The sequence below is a fragment of the Caballeronia humi genome (assembly GCF_001544475.1).
Lineage (GTDB): Bacteria > Pseudomonadota > Gammaproteobacteria > Burkholderiales > Burkholderiaceae > Caballeronia > Caballeronia humi.
In genome coordinates this window covers 15,305-31,648 of record NZ_FCNW02000013.1, presented here as the reverse complement: position 1 = coordinate 31,648, position 16,344 = coordinate 15,305, and the positions used below count along the sequence as shown (strand labels likewise).

General features: G+C 63.5%; 20 protein-coding genes. 13 read left to right on the top strand and 7 right to left on the bottom strand.

Annotated elements, in window-relative coordinates; genetic code table 11:
* A complete protein-coding gene (locus AWB65_RS14575; protein WP_087667832.1) occupies positions 1 to 750 on the top strand; it encodes an LOG family protein in 750 nt (249 codons plus the stop codon).
* A gap of 66 nt (positions 751 to 816) precedes the next feature.
* Here AWB65_RS14575 and AWB65_RS14570 read toward each other — a convergent pair whose 3' ends face one another.
* Positions 817 to 2,346 (bottom strand): AMP nucleosidase, encoded by a 1,530-nt coding sequence (locus tag AWB65_RS14570; protein WP_087657433.1) that lies wholly within the window; start codon positions 2,344 to 2,346, stop codon positions 817 to 819.
* 199 nt (positions 2,347 to 2,545) lie between these two features.
* Between AWB65_RS14570 and AWB65_RS14565 the strand changes: the two genes are divergently transcribed.
* The 5 genes from AWB65_RS14565 to AWB65_RS14545 all read left to right on the top strand — a co-directional run bounded on the left by AWB65_RS14565 (position 2,546) and on the right by AWB65_RS14545 (position 5,970).
* On the top strand, positions 2,546 to 2,947 hold the full coding sequence (locus tag AWB65_RS14565) for a hypothetical protein (protein WP_087667831.1): 402 nt from the start codon (positions 2,546 to 2,548) through the stop codon (positions 2,945 to 2,947).
* A 116-nt stretch (positions 2,948 to 3,063) separates the two neighbouring features.
* The gene (locus AWB65_RS14560; protein WP_087667830.1) at positions 3,064 to 4,035 is read left to right on the top strand and encodes a homoserine kinase; all 972 of its coding nucleotides are present in this window, start codon (positions 3,064 to 3,066) and stop codon (positions 4,033 to 4,035) included.
* 8 nt (positions 4,036 to 4,043) lie between these two features.
* Positions 4,044 to 4,859 carry a BPSS1780 family membrane protein gene (locus AWB65_RS14555; RefSeq protein WP_087667829.1) on the top strand — a complete coding sequence of 272 codons (816 nt, stop codon included), beginning with the start codon at positions 4,044 to 4,046 and terminating at the stop codon, positions 4,857 to 4,859.
* 126 nt (positions 4,860 to 4,985) lie between these two features.
* Positions 4,986 to 5,438, top strand: a complete 453-nt coding sequence (locus AWB65_RS14550) for a MarR family winged helix-turn-helix transcriptional regulator (protein WP_087667828.1) — start codon at positions 4,986 to 4,988, stop codon at positions 5,436 to 5,438.
* 112 nt (positions 5,439 to 5,550) lie between these two features.
* Positions 5,551 to 5,970 carry an organic hydroperoxide resistance protein gene (locus AWB65_RS14545; RefSeq protein ID WP_087667827.1) on the top strand — a complete coding sequence of 140 codons (420 nt, stop codon included), beginning with the start codon at positions 5,551 to 5,553 and terminating at the stop codon, positions 5,968 to 5,970.
* 120 nt (positions 5,971 to 6,090) lie between these two features.
* On the opposite strand, the gene AWB65_RS14540 is transcribed toward AWB65_RS14545, so the two are convergent.
* A complete protein-coding gene (locus AWB65_RS14540; protein WP_087667826.1) occupies positions 6,091 to 6,264 on the bottom strand; it encodes a DUF3563 family protein in 174 nt (57 codons plus the stop codon).
* Positions 6,265 to 6,400: 136 nt separating this feature from the next.
* Positions 6,401 to 7,561: an extracellular catalytic domain type 1 short-chain-length polyhydroxyalkanoate depolymerase gene (locus AWB65_RS14535; protein ID WP_087667825.1), complete on the bottom strand. Its 1,161-nt coding sequence runs from the start codon at positions 7,559 to 7,561 to the stop codon at positions 6,401 to 6,403.
* 336 nt (positions 7,562 to 7,897) lie between these two features.
* Here AWB65_RS14535 and AWB65_RS14530 point away from each other — a divergent pair, with 336 nt between their 5' ends.
* Positions 7,898 to 8,581 carry a phosphatase PAP2 family protein gene (locus AWB65_RS14530; protein ID WP_125474135.1) on the top strand — a complete coding sequence of 228 codons (684 nt, stop codon included), beginning with the start codon at positions 7,898 to 7,900 and terminating at the stop codon, positions 8,579 to 8,581.
* A 51-nt stretch (positions 8,582 to 8,632) separates the two neighbouring features.
* Here AWB65_RS14530 and AWB65_RS14525 read toward each other — a convergent pair whose 3' ends face one another.
* Positions 8,633 to 9,436 carry a TOBE domain-containing protein gene (locus tag AWB65_RS14525; protein ID WP_087667824.1) on the bottom strand — a complete coding sequence of 268 codons (804 nt, stop codon included), beginning with the start codon at positions 9,434 to 9,436 and terminating at the stop codon, positions 8,633 to 8,635.
* Positions 9,433 to 10,878 carry a CHAD domain-containing protein gene (locus AWB65_RS14520; RefSeq protein WP_087667823.1) on the bottom strand — a complete coding sequence of 482 codons (1,446 nt, stop codon included), beginning with the start codon at positions 10,876 to 10,878 and terminating at the stop codon, positions 9,433 to 9,435. The genes AWB65_RS14525 and AWB65_RS14520 overlap by 4 nt, the downstream gene beginning before the upstream one ends.
* A 150-nt stretch (positions 10,879 to 11,028) precedes the next feature.
* Here AWB65_RS14520 and AWB65_RS14515 point away from each other — a divergent pair, with 150 nt between their 5' ends.
* From AWB65_RS14515 to AWB65_RS14505, 3 genes are all read left to right on the top strand, one after another.
* Positions 11,029 to 12,615: an inorganic phosphate transporter gene (locus tag AWB65_RS14515; protein WP_087667822.1), complete on the top strand. Its 1,587-nt coding sequence runs from the start codon at positions 11,029 to 11,031 to the stop codon at positions 12,613 to 12,615.
* Between the two features lie 268 nt (positions 12,616 to 12,883).
* On the top strand, positions 12,884 to 13,042 hold the full coding sequence (locus tag AWB65_RS14510; protein WP_087657445.1) for a DUF3309 family protein: 159 nt from the start codon (positions 12,884 to 12,886) through the stop codon (positions 13,040 to 13,042).
* Positions 13,043 to 13,168: 126 nt separating this feature from the next.
* Positions 13,169 to 13,957, top strand: a complete 789-nt coding sequence (locus tag AWB65_RS14505; protein ID WP_087667821.1) for an SDR family NAD(P)-dependent oxidoreductase — start codon at positions 13,169 to 13,171, stop codon at positions 13,955 to 13,957.
* Between the two features lie 83 nt (positions 13,958 to 14,040).
* On the opposite strand, the gene AWB65_RS14500 is transcribed toward AWB65_RS14505, so the two are convergent.
* Both AWB65_RS14500 and AWB65_RS14495 read right to left on the bottom strand, forming a co-directional pair.
* On the bottom strand, positions 14,041 to 14,379 hold the full coding sequence (locus AWB65_RS14500) for a hypothetical protein (protein ID WP_087667820.1): 339 nt from the start codon (positions 14,377 to 14,379) through the stop codon (positions 14,041 to 14,043).
* 49 nt (positions 14,380 to 14,428) lie between these two features.
* On the bottom strand, positions 14,429 to 14,626 hold the full coding sequence (locus tag AWB65_RS14495; protein WP_235007622.1) for a hypothetical protein: 198 nt from the start codon (positions 14,624 to 14,626) through the stop codon (positions 14,429 to 14,431).
* A 217-nt stretch (positions 14,627 to 14,843) separates the two neighbouring features.
* Between AWB65_RS14495 and AWB65_RS14490 the strand changes: the two genes are divergently transcribed.
* The 3 genes from AWB65_RS14490 to AWB65_RS14480 all read left to right on the top strand — a co-directional run bounded on the left by AWB65_RS14490 (position 14,844) and on the right by AWB65_RS14480 (position 16,339).
* Positions 14,844 to 15,101: a DUF2866 domain-containing protein gene (locus AWB65_RS14490; RefSeq protein ID WP_087667819.1), complete on the top strand. Its 258-nt coding sequence runs from the start codon at positions 14,844 to 14,846 to the stop codon at positions 15,099 to 15,101.
* A gap of 81 nt (positions 15,102 to 15,182) precedes the next feature.
* Positions 15,183 to 15,617, top strand: coding sequence for an MbcA/ParS/Xre antitoxin family protein (locus AWB65_RS14485; RefSeq protein ID WP_087667818.1), 435 nt, complete (start codon positions 15,183 to 15,185; stop codon positions 15,615 to 15,617).
* Positions 15,608 to 16,339 (top strand): RES family NAD+ phosphorylase, encoded by a 732-nt coding sequence (locus AWB65_RS14480; RefSeq protein ID WP_087667817.1) that lies wholly within the window; start codon positions 15,608 to 15,610, stop codon positions 16,337 to 16,339. The genes AWB65_RS14485 and AWB65_RS14480 overlap by 10 nt, the downstream gene beginning before the upstream one ends.
* Positions 16,340 to 16,344 lie beyond the last annotated feature (5 nt).

Here is a 16,344-nt window from a genome sequence, read left to right as displayed (position 1 = left end):
ATGAACAAGAGAAAAGTGATTCCGAGTCTGCGATCGCTCGCAGATCAAGAGCGCGCGACGGCCAAGAAGGCTCGCGCATCGTGGCAGATGTTCACGATTATGGCAGAGTTTATCGAGGCGACCGAGTACCTCTCGGAGATCCGCCCGGCCATCAGCATCTATGGTTCGGCGCGTCTGAAACCCGAGTCGCCTTACTACAAACTCACGATCGAGATCGCCCAGAGATTCTCCGATGCGGGCTTCGCCGTCATCTCAGGCGGTGGCCCCGGCATCATGGAAGCGGCCAATAAAGGCGCGCACGCGGGCAAGTCTCCGTCGGTCGGGCTGAACATCGAACTGCCGCACGAGCAGTCGGGCAACCAGTGGCAGGACATCTCGCTGCGCTTCCGGCACTTCTTCACGCGCAAGGTCACGTTCGTGAAGAATTCGGATGCAGTCGTGGTGATGCCCGGCGGATTCGGCACGCTCGACGAACTCGCCGAAGTGCTCACGCTCATTCAGACGAAGAAGTCGCGCCACGTGCCGATCGTTCTGGTGGGCGCGGAGTTCTGGGCGGGGCTGCTCGACTGGTTCAAGACCACGCTCCTCACGAACGGTGTGATCGGCGATAAGGACCTGAACCTGATGCAGGTGATCGACGATCCGGACCAGGTGCTCGAAGCGGTGCTGAAGTTCTACGAAGACCGCGAGGACGCGGGCGAACAGCCGGCCGAAGGCAAGTCCGACGAAGACCGGATGTTCTACCTCTGATAACGCGATGCGGGCGGCTTTTCGAAGCCGCCCGTTTTCGTTTCGGGCCGGATTCTCCTCGCCGACTTACTGGAACGCGACTTCCGCGAAGCTGCGCAGCTTGCGGCTGTGGAGCTTCGAGAGCCCGTTCATGCGCAAGAGCTCCATCGCCTTCACGCCGATCTGCAAATGCTGATCGACTTGCGCGCGATAGAACTGGTCGGCCATGCCGGGCAGCTTCAGTTCGCCGTGCAGCGGCTTGTCGGAGACGCACAAGAGCGTGCCGTACGGAACGCGAAAGCGAAATCCGTTCGCGGCGATGGTCGCGCTTTCCATGTCGAGCGCAATGGCACGGCTTTGCGACAACCGCTGCACTGGCTCGCGATGATCGCGCAATTCCCAGTTGCGGTTGTCGACGCTCGCCACCGTTCCCGTACGCATCACGCGCTTCAATTCGACGCCTTCAAGCTGCGTCACCTGCGCGACCGCTTTTTCCAGCGCGACCTGCACTTCGGCCAGCGCCGGAATCGGCACCCAGAGCGGTAGATCGGCATCGAGCACGTGGTCTTCGCGCACGTAGCCGTGTGCAAGCACGTAGTCGCCGAGACGCTGCGTGTTGCGCAGCCCCGCGCAGTGCCCGAGCATGATCCACGCGTGCGGGCGCAGCACGGCGATGTGATCGGTGATCGTCTTCGCATTCGATGGCCCGACGCCGATGTTCACCATCGTGATGCCGCTGCCATCGGCACGTTTCAGGTGATACGCAGGCATTTGCGGCAGGCGCGCGGGCTGCGTGCCTTCGTCCTCGAACTGTTCGCTCAGGTTCGCGTTGTAGGTGATCACGTCGCCGGGCTCGACGAACGACGAATACTCGCTGCGATACGCGCGCGTTTCTTCATCGTCGGCGCGCGACATGATCGTGCGGCCGAGCTTCACGAACTCGTCGATATAGAACTGGTAGTTCGTGTAGAGCACGTAGTTCTGGAAATGCGTCGGAAGCGTGGCGGTGTAATGCCGCAGCCGATGCAGCGAGAAATCCACGCGCGCCGCCGTGAAAAGCGCCAGCGGATGCGGCTCGCCGGCGGCCGGCTCGTAGGTGCCGTTGACGATGCGATCGTCGAGCAGCGCGAGATCCGGTGTATCGAAGATATTGCGCATCGCGAGCAGCCGGTCGCGATCCAGATCGCCTTCAAGGTGGATACCCTCGGCGAACGCGAAGTGAATTGGGATCGGTTGCGCCGAAACGCCCACTTCGATGCCGACGTGATGGTTCTTCGCCAGAAGCCGCAACTGCTCGCGATAGTAGTCGCCGAAGAGATCGGGACGCGTGAGCGTCGTCTCGAAGATGCCGGGCCCCGCGACGAATCCATACGAGCGGCGCGAGTCGATCTGCGTGTTGAGCTCGGTGCGCACGCGCACGAACGGATAGCACGCGCGCACGCGATGGGTGAAGTGCTCATTGCGGCGATAACGCGCGAAGGCATCGCGCAGGAACGCGGTATTCGCTTCATAAATCGCGTTGACGCGCGAGACGGCGGCGCCCGGATCGTCGAAGGATTCCGTCGGGAAATCGTTGGCGGGTGTGGCCTGGGTGCTCTGAGTCCGGTCGTTTGTCATGATCTTGCGCGCTCTTGTGATGAATCGACATTACCACGGAAGAACGCCAGAACCATGAAGCCCATGCTCGCTGCGTGCGCGCCGCAACACCTTTATGACGCGACATCGAATTCCGCAAAAGCGGCGCAAAATAAGGCTTTGCACGGCCCTGTGGCGGGTGCGGTTTGCTAGAATCCGGCCACATATTTGGAGAATCATCATGAAGCCGCTTCTTTTCGCCGCCGTCGCGGCAGTCCTCGCCGCCGGCAGCATGGGCGCGATTGCGCAGCCGTCGAGCGCGGCGGACCAGCCCCCACCGGCGCAAAAGATGTCGCCAGAAGAAGCTGCCGGCCTGCCGGACCTGAAGGCCATCAACCGCCCGCCCGCAACGGCGAGCTCGAAGGTCGAGATTTCGCCGCCGCGTCTGCCGAGCTATCACGAACTCAGCACGAACGGCACGGAAATCACCGAGTATCGCGACAAGGGCAAGCCCGTCGAGATCAACGTGCAGTCGAACTTCGGCACGCGCTATCAGATGAGCGCCCCAGCCGACACGTCGCCCGCCGTGCGCGACAACGGCAAGGCGAGCACGCGCCTGCCGTCGGTGAATTTGCGCTACTGATCGTCGCGCGCGCTACGCTGATTCCCGCTTAGGGCCGCCGCGCGCATGTCGCGCGGCGCCGCCTGACTGGCTGCGTTCCAAACGCACCAGCCGTCCAACCCGACCGACGCTCCCGCATGGCCGTATTCACTCCTGTCACCGCTTCCCAGCTCGAAGACTGGCTGCAAAACTACGATCTCGGCGACGTCGTCGAATTTCGCGGCATCCAGTCGGGCATCGAAAACAGCAACTTCTTTCTGACCACGACGCACGGCCAGTACGTCCTCACGATCTTCGAGAAGCTCACGGCCGAGCAACTGCCGTTCTATCTCGACCTGATGCGGCATCTCGCGTCGCATCGCGTGCCGGTTCCCGATCCGATGCCGCGCCGTGACGGCTCGCTCTTCGCCGAACTCAACGGCAAACCCGCGACCATCGTGACGAAGCTCGAAGGCGCGCCCGAACTCGCGCCGACGCCCGCGCACTGCATCGAAGTCGGCCAGATGCTCGCGCGCCTTCATCTCGCCGGGCGCGACTTCGGGCAGCATCAGCACAACCTGCGCAGCCTCGCATGGTGGCAGGAGAACGTCCCAGCCATCCTGCCCTTCCTCGCCGACAGCCAGCGCACGCTGATCGAAGACGAACTCGCGCATCAGTCAGCGTTCTTCGGCTCGGCCGATTACGCGTCCCTGCCCGAAGGCCCGTGCCACTGCGACCTCTTCCGCGACAACGTGCTCTTCTCGCACACGGCGGACCACGCGCGCCTTGGCGGCTTCTTCGACTTCTATTTCGCTGGCGTCGACAAGTGGCTCTTCGACGTCGCCGTCTGCGTGAACGACTGGTGCATCGACCTCGAGACGGGCGTGCTCGACCGCGCGCGCGTCGACGCGATGCTGCGCGCCTATCAGACGGTGCGGCCGTTCACGCCGGCCGAAGAGCGCCACTGGAACGACATGCTGCGCGCCGGCGCGATGCGCTTCTGGGTGTCGCGCCTGTACGACTTCCACCGTCCGCGTGAGGCAGAAATGCTTAAGCCACACGACCCGGGCCATTTCGAACGCATTCTGCGCGAGCGCGTCAAAGCCGCTGCTCCTTCCGCCACCCGGTAAGCCAATTTATGCAACTGATCGAAGTCCCCGCCAAAACCGGTTACGTGTGGTTCCGCCAGGGAATCTGGCTGTTCCGACGCAATCCGCTTGCGTTTCTCACGGTGTTCTTCGCATATCTGTTCATCATGACGCTGATTTCGCGCATTCCGCTGATCGGTCCGTTCCTGCCGCTCGTGCTGATTCCGGGCGTCGCCGTCGGTTTCATGGCCGCGTGCCGCAACACGATCGCGGGCAAGCCCGTCTGGCCGACCGTCCTTGTCGACGGCTTTCGCTCCTACGGCAGCGTCGTTTCGCGGCGGCTGCTGGTGCTTGGCGCGCTGTACGTCGTGGCGATGGGAGCGATTTTCGCGCTGTCGGCGCTCGTCGACGGCGGCATCCTGCTCTCGATGATGCTCGGCAGCGGCCCGACCGGCGACCCGGAAACCGTCGCGGCCAGTTTCAGCCCGCTCGCCGTGCTCGTCGCGATGGTGGGCTATTTACCCGTCGCGATGCTCTTCTGGTTCGCGCCGATCCTCGTCGCGTGGCACGACGTGCCGCCCGCGAAAGCGCTGTTTTTCAGCTTCGTCGGCTGCTGGCGCAATCGCGGCGCGTTCATCTTCTACGGCGTGTTGTGGATCGCGATTGCGATCACGGTGTCGTTCGGGCTGACCGCGCTGATGCAGGCGCTCGGCGCGGGGCAGGAAGTAGCGCTCGCGGTGCTGATGCCCGCATCGATTCTCGTCACGACCGCGCTCTACTGCTCGTTCTACGCCACCTATCGCGGCTGCTTCGGCGTGCAATCGCCCGATACACCGGATATTCCGTCCGCGACCCCGGGCGTCTGACCCGGTCGAATGCTGGGTTCCGGGCGCCTCGTGGCGCCCGTTTTCATTTCCGCGATTGGTTTCGTTCGTGCGCGAAGGAATTCCGTACACTAGCGCTATCAGCCACTCGCGCTTTGGGCTTCCTTCATGAACACGCCGCAGAATTTTCCGCTCGAACTCGATCAGCAACTCTGTTTCGCGCTCTATTCGACATCGCTCGCGATGACGAAGGCGTACAAGCCGCTGCTCGAAAACCTCGGGCTGACTTATCCGCAGTACCTCGCAATGCTCGTCTTGTGGGAAAGCGACGACCTCACCGTCAAGGAAATCGCCGCGCGACTGAGCCTCGATTCCGCGACGATGACGCCGCTCCTCAAGCGTCTCGAGGCGCAGGGTTACGTTGAACGACTGCGCGGTGTCGAGGACGAGCGGCAGGTTCATATCCGCCTGACCGACACCGGCCGTGTGTTGAAGCAGTTAGCGCGCGCGATTCCCGGCGAAATCTACTGCGCGGCCGGCAGCGATGGCGACCGGCTGATCAAGCTGCGCGATTCGTTGGTACAACTGCGCGCATCGCTGAACGAGTACATCGGCGCCTGATAGACGAAATCAAACGCGTCGATCATGATAATTTAATTTGCACACTAATGATTAGCGCGATATATTTCGCTCGTGGTTGGCGCTTCACAACTCAACACCCAGGAGAATTCAAATGAGCATCCTCTACAAGGCAACGGCAACGAGCAACGGCGGCCGCGACGGCCGGGCGGTATCGTCGGATCAGCAACTCGACGTAAAACTGAGCGCGCCGAAGGAACTCGGCGGCACGGGCGCACCGGGCACGAATCCGGAACAACTGTTCGCCGCCGGCTATTCGGCATGTTTCCTGAGCGCGATGAAGTTCGTCGCTGGCCAGCAAAAGCGCACCATCCCCGCCGATACGACCGTCACCGCTGACGTCGGCGTCGGCCCGAACGACAACGGCGGCTTCAAGCTCGACATCGAATTGCGCGTCGCGCTGCCCGGCCTGCCCGCTGGCGAAGCTCAACAACTCGTTGATGCAGCGCACCAGGTCTGCCCGTACTCGAACGCGACGCGCGGCAACGTCGACGTGCGCGTGAACCTCGCCTGAAGCATCAACGCCCGAGCAAAACCCGGGCGTCGAAAAGCAAATGCCGGCTGGGAAGCCGGCATTTGTGTTTGCTACGTGCGCGCTGTTGTTGCGCGCTGCGCCTCGTACGGCGCCCCGCTCTTACTGAGCGAGCCACGACGGATGACGCTTCGAACCACGGCGATCCATCTTCTTCATACGATATTCGAGATCGTAGATGTCGGTGGCTTCGGCCAGGTAAGCGTCGTCGCGTTCACGATCGCGCTGGTCGGGGGACTTCGTCAGGAACAGGAAAAGGCGGCTGAGCAGATACATGGTGGGACCTCGAAGATTAGGGTATTTACCTATGACAGACCCGATTATAGGGTAATCCCTAGTCAAACGCCAGCGGATATCTGTAGAACTTTGATCCAAAAGACTTTTTTGCAACATATGAAACGTCCGAAGCCCGTCAGGCAAGCAGTTCGTCGTTAACGGAGTGCCGCTCGACGCGCCGCTGATGCTTGAAAAACTCCCACATCAGCGCCGACGAATCCGGCCCCTTTGACGAGTGGAACGCAACCGTATCGTCGCCGCCGGCCCACGAATGGCCGAGCCCGCGCACGATGCAGGTCTTCACGACGCGGCGTCCGCTCTTCACGAAATCGCGCACGACGCCGTCCGGCTGCTTCTCTTCTCGCGTTTCGCCTGCACGCCGCGCGCCGGAGGCATCGATGAAGCCGTTCAGCCGCAGAAATTGCTTGGTCAATTGCTCGGCGTTGTTCGCCGAAACGACGGAATCAAGTTCGCCATGCACGATGACGGCCGGCATGCCCGGAAAGGCGCGCACGTCGACGCTGGCGTCGATCAGCGCGACCGGGTCGCTGCGGCTGCCGCGGCGCATCACGTCCATCGCGGCGATCGCCGAGCGCGCCTCGCCGAATACGACGCCCGAGTGCAGACCAACCGCCGCGAACACCGACGGATAGCGGATCGCGAGCAGCGCGGCGAGCCCCGCGCCCGCCGACATCCCCGCAACATAAACGCGCTCGCTGTCCAGCCGATGCTCCCCGACCACCGCCTGCACCAGCGACACGACCGATGCCGCCTCGCCACCGCCCGCGTTGCTCGCGTCGTCGTACCAGCGCCAGCAGCGGTGCGCGTGGTCGTGCTTCGACTGCTCGGGGTACAGCACGGCGAAGCCGTAGCGGTCGGCGAGCAGGTTGAGGCGCGTGCCTTGGGCGAATTCGTCGGCATTTTGCTTGCAGCCGTGCAGCATAACGACCAAAGGCATACGCCCGAGCGACGCGCCCGGCGGAAGATACAGCGCGTACGCCATGTGATTCACGAAGCGGCCCGCCGTCGGCGGCGCGGAATGGAACGAGCGCTCCCATTTGCCTCGCGCCCAGGCCGAAGCGCGGGGACGCACGCGCGACTCGCGTACGGGAGCACGCGCAGCGGTGCGCGGCGGTTGTGCGGCCTTGATCGGGGCCGGGGCTTTCGCCTTCTGGACGGTCGCAGCGCGCTTTTGCTTGGCGGGCGAGCGCGGCTTGGGCGCACGAGCCGGTTCGGGTTGGCCGGCGATCAGGCGGCGCAGTCCGCGCAGCCAGAGATTGGTGAGACTTTTGGGCATTGAATGGGACCTCCACAGCATGCAGTTTGATCCGGCTCGCCGAGGGCGCGCAGCGGAAAGTTGTTGCGATGCACAATAACATCGATCGCAGTAGCATGCGTGTAATAGGATGTTTAAAAACGTACCTGTTTCCGTCTGATCGTGAATTTTATCCGACGTTAAACTGAATTGATGCTTTTTAGGCGCATAAAGCGAGCTGCAAGTTGGCAAAATTCAGCAAAATCTTGTACGGGTATACTCTTAATAGACCTATAAACAAGGCTCCTTGCACCGACCTGCCGCTGGCTCGGCTTCCGCGTTGCAGCAACGATCGTTCCACCCGCAAAAAATAACTCGATGACTACTTCGTCCCCTTCGCTTTGGTATTCGATTACCGCGCTCGGCAGTGTCGGCGTGATGATTCCGCTCGCGCTCGCCGTCGCCTTGTGGCTCGCGCTGGGCTATTCGCGCCGTTACGCGCTCGGCTGGCTCGGGCTGCTTGCTGGCGCGGTCGGGCTCGTTTTCCTCAGCAAGATCGCGTTTATCGGATGGGGCATGGGCGTGCGCGGCTGGGATTTCACCGGCATCAGCGGGCACGCGATGGTCGCAACCGCAGTGCTCCCTGCGGCGTTCTTCGTCGCGTTCTTGCCCGCGCGCGGTGCATGGCGCGCGGCAGGCGTATCGGTGGGGCTCGTGGCGGGGGTCGTGGTCGGCGTGTCGCGGATCGTCGTGGGCGCGCATTCGGCGTCGGAGGTGATTGCCGGTTGTGCACTTGGTGCACTGGTTGCGGTCGGATTCGCGCGGATTGCCTGGCGCGCGGAGGCGGGACGGCTCTCGCCGGCGCCTGTCGCGGCAAGTCTCGCGGCGGTGGCAATCACGCTGCACGGCGTGCCGGTGCCGAGCCATCAGTGGATCACGCAGATCGCGCTGGAGCTGTCGGGCCATGAGCGCCCGTACGTGCGCGCGCGCTGGAAAGCGGGGCACCACGACGCGCCGATGCGGCGTACTGAGGTCGTCGTGCCGCATGCTGCGGACGCTTGAGGGCGCGAGCCGTTTGCATTACTCGCTTCGCCGGAGGCGTTGGGACCGTCCCTAGTCGTCCACGCCGAGAATCACGCTCGATCCCTTGATGACCGCCACCGCACTTTCCCCCGGCGCAAGCCCGAGCGCATCGACGCTCTGATTAGTAATGATCGCCGTGATCGTGCTCGACCCGCCGATCGCGAGCGATACCTCTGCATTCACCGCCCCGCGCGTCACGCGCTCGACGGTGCCCTTCAGCTGATTGCGCGCCGAGATCCGCACGGGTTCGTCGGCCATCAGCATGACCCACGACGCCTTGATCAGCGCCACCGCGTCGCGCCCGGGCGCGAGTCCAAGCGCGTCCGCGCTTTCATGCGTGACGACGGCGACGATCGACTGCCCGCCCGGCAGCACGAGTTCCACCTCGTCGTTGACCGAGCCGCGTGTCACTCTCGTCACCTTCCCCGCCAGTTGATTGCGCGCGCTCGTCTTCATGCCGATTCTCCCGATCAACGGCCAGTTTTCAGCAAATCCGTCGATCGCCGCGCCCGCCTGCTCCAGAAACTTGCGATGCTCGCGCTCGATGGCGCGAAACGTATCGATGAGACGTAGCGCTGCGGGCGTCAGCGTCGTGCCGCCGCCGCCCTTGCCGCCGCTCGCGCGCACGACGAGCGGCTCGCCGGCGAGATTGTTCATCGCGTCGATGGCGTCCCACGCCGCCTTGTAGCTCATGCCGACCGCTTTGGCCGCGCCTGTGATCGAGCCGCTTTCGCGGATCGCCGCCAACAGGCCGATGCGTGCCGCGCCGCCGAGCGTCTGCTGGCCGCTTCGCAGCCACACGGAGCCGTCGACGTCGAGCGATTCATCCTTCATTCGTGCGCACCCGTTTTCTTGAGACGCGGTTTTTCGATCGATCGCAGAATGCGTTCGCCCTCCTCCGCGTCCTTATGTTCCGACACCGCCGCCCACGCGCGCGCGAAGCCGCGCTGGTAGTCGCTGGCCTCCGGGAGCGCCGAGAGACGCTCGGCGGCGACCGCGGCGTCGTTACCTTCGCCGAGCACGGTCTGTAGCCTCGACAGCTTTTTCGCTGTGTCACCGCGCGTTTGCCGCGTCGTCAGCGAGCGCAGGAATTCGAGCGCGTAGCGCAGCCGCTTCGCGTGAATCCGCACGCGATGCCGCGTGCGTACGTCGAGCGTCGTCAGATCAGGCACATTGACGATTTTCCGGTAATTCTTGCGGATTCGTTTCTTCGCAAAGTCGGCGAGAGCAACGGGCGCTTCGTCGGGACGCATCCCGATTCGCGCGAGCCATTCGACGAACGCCAGCGACAGCCGCGCATAGCGCTTCGCATGCAGCGCATGGGCGAGCCTCGTGCGCGCGGCGTGGCGCCTCGCGTCGGCGGCGTCGATGACGGCCTGCCACGACGGGCCGCCCGCGTCCGCTTCGGCGTAGGCCGGAAGCGTCGTATCGGTGAAAACGTCCCAGTCGCGGGCGTCGCCCAGCAAGTCGCCGAACCACTTCAGTTCGGGCGCGATGGTTTCGTTCCATACGGCGTCGACGTCGTCGGGGAAGAGCTTGAGCAGCGTCTTCAGCCGCCGCTGCGCGACGCGCAACTGATGCACGCGCTCGACTTCGAGCGCATGGCGCGCGGCGGCGTCGTTGCCGAACCAATGCATCGCGATCGATGCCGCGATCGTCACAAACGCCTCGCGGGCCGTCGACTCCAGCGGCAAATCGATCTTCGATGCGTGGACTTCCGACGCTTCGGGCGATTCGTCGCCGACAGCCAGCAGAGAGAACGGCGCGGCATCGACCGCTTCGCGCGCCAGGCGGAACACGGTGTCGAGCACGATTTCGTCGTCGCCGGGGGCGGACAGGCACAGCGTCGGGCGTTCGTCGTCTTGCGCGGCAAGCGTAGCCAGCACGTCGCCGATGCGCCATTCGACGCGACGCGACTCGCGCGCAGGGCCGGCATCCAGCGCGATGCCTTTCAGCGCCGAGAGAGCGTGCCCGGAGTCGGCGAGTTCGTCGAGCGTGGCGGAGACGTCGCCCGGGGCGGGCCGCGCGAACTTGCGGCAGCGCGTGAGGCCCGGCAGCACGGGCGCCAGGATTTCAACCGCGTGCAGCGTGCCCGCGCCGTCCTGCGTCTCGATCCAGAGACACCAGCCGCGCGCGTCGCTTTCGAGCTCCTGCAGTACGGCGCGCGCGCGCACCGCTTCGACCTCCGCGAACGACGGCAGCGCCGCCACCGCGCTCGCCAACTGGTCGAACGTTTTTTCCTGCGAGCCCAGCGCCAGTTCCACCCAAGCCGTCATAAAGCCCTCGCACGTTACGCGCGCCGCCCCGCGTCAGATCAGACGATTTCGGGCGCGGCGTGCGGTCATCAAAGCGACACAAAGCGCATGCAACCATGCTGGATCGTCAGCAGTTCAGCCTACCTCGCCACGCCCAATCAAGGACGCATCATGACCGATCTCGCCTTTCCACAATCAAGAGCAGGCCGCTCGCCCGGTCAGCGGCTCGCGCTGCTGCTCTTCGTCATCGTCATCGTGGCGGGCGCGATTTACTGCGTCACGCACCTGTTGAGCGATCTCGAATCCGTGCAGCAGTCGTCGGTGATGCCGTACGTGCTGCTCGGCGTTGCGCTCCTGATCGCGCTCGGTTTCGAATTCGTCAACGGTTTCCACGATACCGCCAACGCCGTCGCCACGGTAATTTATACGCATTCGCTCACGCCGAATCTCGCGGTCGTGTGGTCGGGCGCGTGGAACTTCATCGGCGTCCTGGTTTCGAGCGGCGCCGTCGCGTTCGGCATCCTGCAATTGTTGCCCGTCGAGCTGATCATCGGCGTCGGGTCGTCGCAGGGTTTCGCGATGGTCTTCGCGCTCCTCATCGCCGCGATCATCTGGAATCTCGGCACGTGGGCGCTGGGCCTTCCTTCTTCGAGTTCCCATACGCTGATCGGTTCGGTGATCGGGGTTGGATTGATGAACCAGATGCTGCACGGTACCAACGGCACGTCGGGCGTCGACTGGAGCCAGGCGATGTCGGTCGGCAAGTCGCTGCTGTTCTCGCCGCTGATCGGTTTCGTGGCCGCGGGCTTTTTGCTCTATGTGCTCAAGCTCGTCGTGAAGATTCCCGCGCTCTACAAGGAGCCGGAAAAAAACACGCCGCCGCCGTTCTGGATTCGCTGCCTGCTGATCCTGACGTGCACGGGCGTCTCGTTCGCGCACGGTTCCAATGATGGCCAGAAGGGCATGGGCCTCATCATGCTGATCCTGATCGGTACGGTGCCGACCGCCTACGCGCTCAACAAGGCCGTCACGACCGGCGAGACGCAGACGTTTCTGTCGGTCAGCCACCACGCTTCTGAAACGCTGCAGCGCTACAGCAACGGCGCGGCGCCCGTCGCCGATCCGCGCGCCGACGTCCAGCACTACGTGCAGACGAAGACGCTCGCGCCGAACACGGTCGTCGCGGTGAAGCAGGTGGTCGATCTCATCGATTCGCAGGTGCGCCCGAACGGCTCGATTTCGGCGCTGCCGCAGGGCATCGTCAACAACGTGCGCAACAACATGTACATCGTGTCCGAGGCGCTGCGCCTGATGGAAAAGCAGAAGGCGCCTGCTTTCGCCGCCAACGATGTCGCCGTCCTCGACAATTACAAGCACCAGCTCGACCACGCGACCAAGTTCATCCCGACGTGGGTGAAGGTGGCGGTCGCCGTCGCGCTCGGACTCGGGACGATGGTCGGCTGGAAGCGCATCGTGGTGACGGTCGGCGAGCGCATTGGCAAGACGCATCTGACGTATGGACAAGGCGCGTCGGCGGAACTCGTCGCGATGCTGACGATCGGCGCCGCCGACGTCTACGGCCTGCCGGTAAGTACGACGCACGTGCTGTCGTCGGGCGTCGCGGGAACGATGGCCGCGAACGGCTCCGGCCTGCAATGGCGCACGGTGCGCAGCCTCGCGCTCGCGTGGATTCTGACGCTGCCGGTCTCGATCGCGCTGGCGGGCGGACTCTTCTGGGCGTTCCGCGGCATCTTCTAAAACGCGCTTACAAAAACGCGCGGACGAGTGTGCAACTTTTGCCGACCGCACTCGTTTGCGACGTGACCGCGTCAGTCCTGGCGCGGTCCAGACTCCTTATGGCGCAAGGCTTTCGCATAAGTGGCACGCACTTTGCTCATAGCCTTGTGTCGATCGCAATCCATCAAGGGAATCGCGGCGGCGGGACATCCGCCGCGTGACGCGCCGTTGTCCGACGTGCGCGCAGTGCCCGCCAAATCCTGCGATCTTTGAATAAGGAGAAGTCGAAATGACGATCGGAACCATCTTGCTGATCATCCTGATCCTGATGCTCGTCGGGGCCATTCCGTCGTGGCCGCATAGCCGCAGCTGGGGCTATGGGCCGAGCGGTATCCTCGGTGTCGTGCTGGTCGTGGTGATCGTGCTGCTACTTATGGGACGTTTATAAGAACACTCTGACGCTATCTGCGTTTTGATTTGAACGGTGCTAAGTTTCTGATCTTGGCCCGTTCGATACGACTCGGTTGACGGGCTGCCCTCTGGCCCGTCAACCGTTTTTTTTGGAGACCCACCGATGGACTTGCACCTCGACAACAAGCTCGCGCTCGTATCCGGATCGACGAAGGGAATCGGACACGCGATCGCGGTGAGCCTCGCGCGCGAAGGCGCGCGCGTGATCGTGAACGGTCGCACACAGGCTTCCGTCGACGAAGCGCTCGCGAAACTGCGCGAACAGGTGCCCGGCGCGAAGGCCGAGGGGTTCGCCGGCAACCTTGCGGAGCGCGAGCAGGTGGACGCGATCGTCACGCGCTATCCGGCGGTCGACGTGCTCGTGAACAACCTCGGCATCTTCGATCCGAAACCGTTCGACGAGATCCCCGACGAGGACTGGCAACGCTTTTTCGAGACGAACGTCATGTCGGGCGTGCGGCTCTCGCGCGCGTATCTGCCGAAGATGAAGGAGAAGAACTGGGGGCGCGTGGTGTTCATCAGCAGCGAGAGCGGCGTCCAGATTCCGGTTGAGATGATCCACTACGGCGTGACGAAGACGGCGCAGCTCGGGTTGTCGCGCGGACTCGCCGAGAGTTGCGCGGGCACGGGCGTGACGGTCAATTCGGTGCTGCCGGGGCCGACGCATTCGGACGGGGTCGAGGAAATGGCGCAGAAGATGGGCGGCGGCAAGTCGTTCGCGGAGTTCGAGAAGCATTTTTTCGAGACAGCGCGGGCGAGTTCGCTAATCAAGCGCTTCGCGACGACGGAAGAAGTCGCGAACATGGTGGTTTATGTGTGCTCGGAGGCGTCGTCGGCGACGAACGGGGCGGCGTTGAGGGTCGACGGAGGGGTGGTCAAGTCGGCGTTTTGATTCTCTGCGCGCGACGCTAAAATCGCACCCCGATACAAGAAGGGCGCTCATTCGAGCGCCCTTCTTCATTTTGATCAGCCTTCTTACCGCGCCGGATAACTCACGCGCATCACCAGCCCGTCCGGCCCGATCTTGCGCGGCAATTGCGGGATCGGATCGACGGCCGGATTCGGCTTCGGTGCCTGCTTCACGCGCGGCAAGGCAGGCGTTTGCGCGACCGAAGTCTTATCGGCGACTTTCTTCACCGTCGTCACGTTCTTGCGCTTTTTCTTGGCCTGCACCGGCACGACGTTGCGTGCCTTCGCCTTGCTCTTCGAAGCGGCGCTTGCTTCGGGCGGATTCCAGACTTCGGTGTAGCGTTCGGCCGAAAACGCCGTCGACGATGCCACCAGCAGCAAAACAGTGAGGAATACAGGCTTCAAGACAGTCGCTCCATGAATTTAGTGATCGACAGCGCGCGAGAGTATAGCGTCAAGCGGTTCGTTCCGAGATTTCCAGTTCCTTCAGCGCCGCGTCGAGCCGCGCCAGCGCGCGAGCCACCGACTTGGAACCGCGTTCGAAGACCGGCTCGCCGCGAGTGGCGTCGAATGCCGCCGACACCGCTCGCGTCGCGCGCATGAAGCGTTCGAGCGCTACTGCCTCCGAGGAACCATTGCGAGCATTCATCATTCGATGTGCCTCCGATGTGCTTCTTCTTGCAATTGGACTGTATGAATATACAGTGAAAGCAGGTAGCGGAAAAGCGCGCTCAAAAAACCGTCGCAAAAATGCCAAACGTTTTCGTCCGATCGATTTAAGTCGCGCTTAATTCTCGCTCGCCACACTCATGTCAACAAAATCTGCCGCCGACGCCGGGTCGGCGCTCCCAACGTGAGTGAGGACAGTCATGTCTGCCAAGGCACCGGTAAGGAATCTCGCATCGGAGATGAAGTCTCAGCATGCGCTGACGCTGCGCGAATGCCGCGTCTCCGCGCCCTTCGACCAGCCGTTCGGGCCGCCGTATCGGCTCGTCGAATGGGTGCTGAAGAACGATCCGTGCATCCAGCGCCGCGTCGTTCCGGCCGATTGCACGACCTCGCAGATCGCCGACGTGCTTCGGAGTCACGTCCCCGGCAAGCGCTATGGCCCGGCGGATAACGATTGACCCTATCCGCTTGACAAATCGCTTGACCGAATCCAGATATGGACTATTATAAAAATCAAGTTCCACTGGAGACTAATTGACATGAACAACGCCGCCCGTGTAACTTCAGCGGCTCCCGAAGCGGCGCCGCGTCTCGCGCCCGGCATCGGTGACCTGTCGGCGGCCGGATTGCGCGCTTTCTTCAACATCGCGCGCGACTGGTCGCTTTCCGCCGACGAGCAGATCATCCTCCTGGGCGAGCCGGGCCGGTCCACGTTTTTCAAGTGGAAAGCGCAGCCGCATACCGCGCGCCTCGGCCGCGACACGCTTGAGCGACTATCGCTGATTCTCGGCATCTACAAGGCGCTTCAGATTCTTCTGCCCCAGCCCGAAGCCGCCGATACCTGGATCAAGCGCGCGAACAGCGCCCCGCCGTTCGGCGGACGCGCGGCGCTCGACCGCATGCTGGCGGGCAATGTCAGCGATCTCGTCGCCGTCCGGCAATATCTCGATGCCATGCGAGGCGGATGGGCGTGACAGAAAGGAATGCTGCAAGCACCTGGCGCGAGCTCTGGCCGCCCAACGCACTCGACTGGTCGCCCGCGTATCGCGTGATTCCCACCCGTTTTCCCGCCGTGAACCTGTTCGACCGCGTCGCGTCACCGGACGACTTCGAGGCGCTCTACGCGCTCGAAGCGATGACCAACGACCGCCTGCGCAACGAAGTCGGCGAACTGGATCTCGTGCCGGCCGAGGAGCGCTGTTTCGGCGCGGGCTGCGGCCCGATCATGGCGGCGTTCACGCACTTGAACCCGAGCGGCAGCCGCTTTTCCGATGGCAGCTACGGCGTGTTCTATTGCGCGCGCGAGCGGCGGACGGCGATCGCGGAGACGCGTTATCACTCGGCGCTTTTTCTCGCCGCGACGAACGAAGCGCCGCTGCGGCAGCAGATGCGTTTGTACACAGTGCTGGCGCACGGCGATGTGGTGGATCTTCGCGGAACGTTGCTGGCCGAGGCGTCACTGGACCCGCGCATCCTCGATCCCGACGACTACGGCCCCGGCAAGGCCATCGGCCGCGCGGCGCGCCAGGCGGGGGCGTGGGGAATCGCGTATCCATCGGTGCGGGATGCCGAAGGTGAATGCCTCGCCGCGTTCCGCACGATGCTGCTGCGTGATTGCCGCCATGCCGCGCATCTCGAATACAACTGGAACGGCGAAACCATCGACTACGTGCTGGAGATGAATCAGGTCGGCTGAAGCGC

Coding starts and splice junctions, on each gene's coding strand:
- AWB65_RS14520 (WP_087667823.1), bottom strand. CDS start 10,878: ATGACGGCTTGGGTGGAACTGGCGCTGGGCTCGCAGGAAAAAACGTTC.
- AWB65_RS14560 (WP_087667830.1), top strand. CDS start 3,064: ATGGCCGTATTCACTCCTGTCACCGCTTCCCAGCTCGAAGACTGGCTG.
- AWB65_RS14570 (WP_087657433.1), bottom strand. CDS start 2,346: ATGACAAACGACCGGACTCAGAGCACCCAGGCCACACCCGCCAACGAT.
- AWB65_RS14535 (WP_087667825.1), bottom strand. CDS start 7,561: ATGCCCAAAAGTCTCACCAATCTCTGGCTGCGCGGACTGCGCCGCCTG.
- AWB65_RS14575 (WP_087667832.1), top strand. CDS start 1: ATGAACAAGAGAAAAGTGATTCCGAGTCTGCGATCGCTCGCAGATCAA.
- AWB65_RS14555 (WP_087667829.1), top strand. CDS start 4,044: ATGCAACTGATCGAAGTCCCCGCCAAAACCGGTTACGTGTGGTTCCGC.
- AWB65_RS14495 (WP_235007622.1), bottom strand. CDS start 14,626: ATGATGAATGCTCGCAATGGTTCCTCGGAGGCAGTAGCGCTCGAACGC.
- AWB65_RS14565 (WP_087667831.1), top strand. CDS start 2,546: ATGAAGCCGCTTCTTTTCGCCGCCGTCGCGGCAGTCCTCGCCGCCGGC.
- AWB65_RS14515 (WP_087667822.1), top strand. CDS start 11,029: ATGACCGATCTCGCCTTTCCACAATCAAGAGCAGGCCGCTCGCCCGGT.
- AWB65_RS14490 (WP_087667819.1), top strand. CDS start 14,844: ATGTCTGCCAAGGCACCGGTAAGGAATCTCGCATCGGAGATGAAGTCT.
- AWB65_RS14550 (WP_087667828.1), top strand. CDS start 4,986: ATGAACACGCCGCAGAATTTTCCGCTCGAACTCGATCAGCAACTCTGT.
- AWB65_RS14545 (WP_087667827.1), top strand. CDS start 5,551: ATGAGCATCCTCTACAAGGCAACGGCAACGAGCAACGGCGGCCGCGAC.
- AWB65_RS14540 (WP_087667826.1), bottom strand. CDS start 6,264: ATGTATCTGCTCAGCCGCCTTTTCCTGTTCCTGACGAAGTCCCCCGAC.
- AWB65_RS14485 (WP_087667818.1), top strand. CDS start 15,183: ATGAACAACGCCGCCCGTGTAACTTCAGCGGCTCCCGAAGCGGCGCCG.
- AWB65_RS14510 (WP_087657445.1), top strand. CDS start 12,884: ATGACGATCGGAACCATCTTGCTGATCATCCTGATCCTGATGCTCGTC.
- AWB65_RS14480 (WP_087667817.1), top strand. CDS start 15,608: ATGGGCGTGACAGAAAGGAATGCTGCAAGCACCTGGCGCGAGCTCTGG.
- AWB65_RS14530 (WP_125474135.1), top strand. CDS start 7,898: ATGACTACTTCGTCCCCTTCGCTTTGGTATTCGATTACCGCGCTCGGC.
- AWB65_RS14505 (WP_087667821.1), top strand. CDS start 13,169: ATGGACTTGCACCTCGACAACAAGCTCGCGCTCGTATCCGGATCGACG.
- AWB65_RS14525 (WP_087667824.1), bottom strand. CDS start 9,436: ATGAAGGATGAATCGCTCGACGTCGACGGCTCCGTGTGGCTGCGAAGC.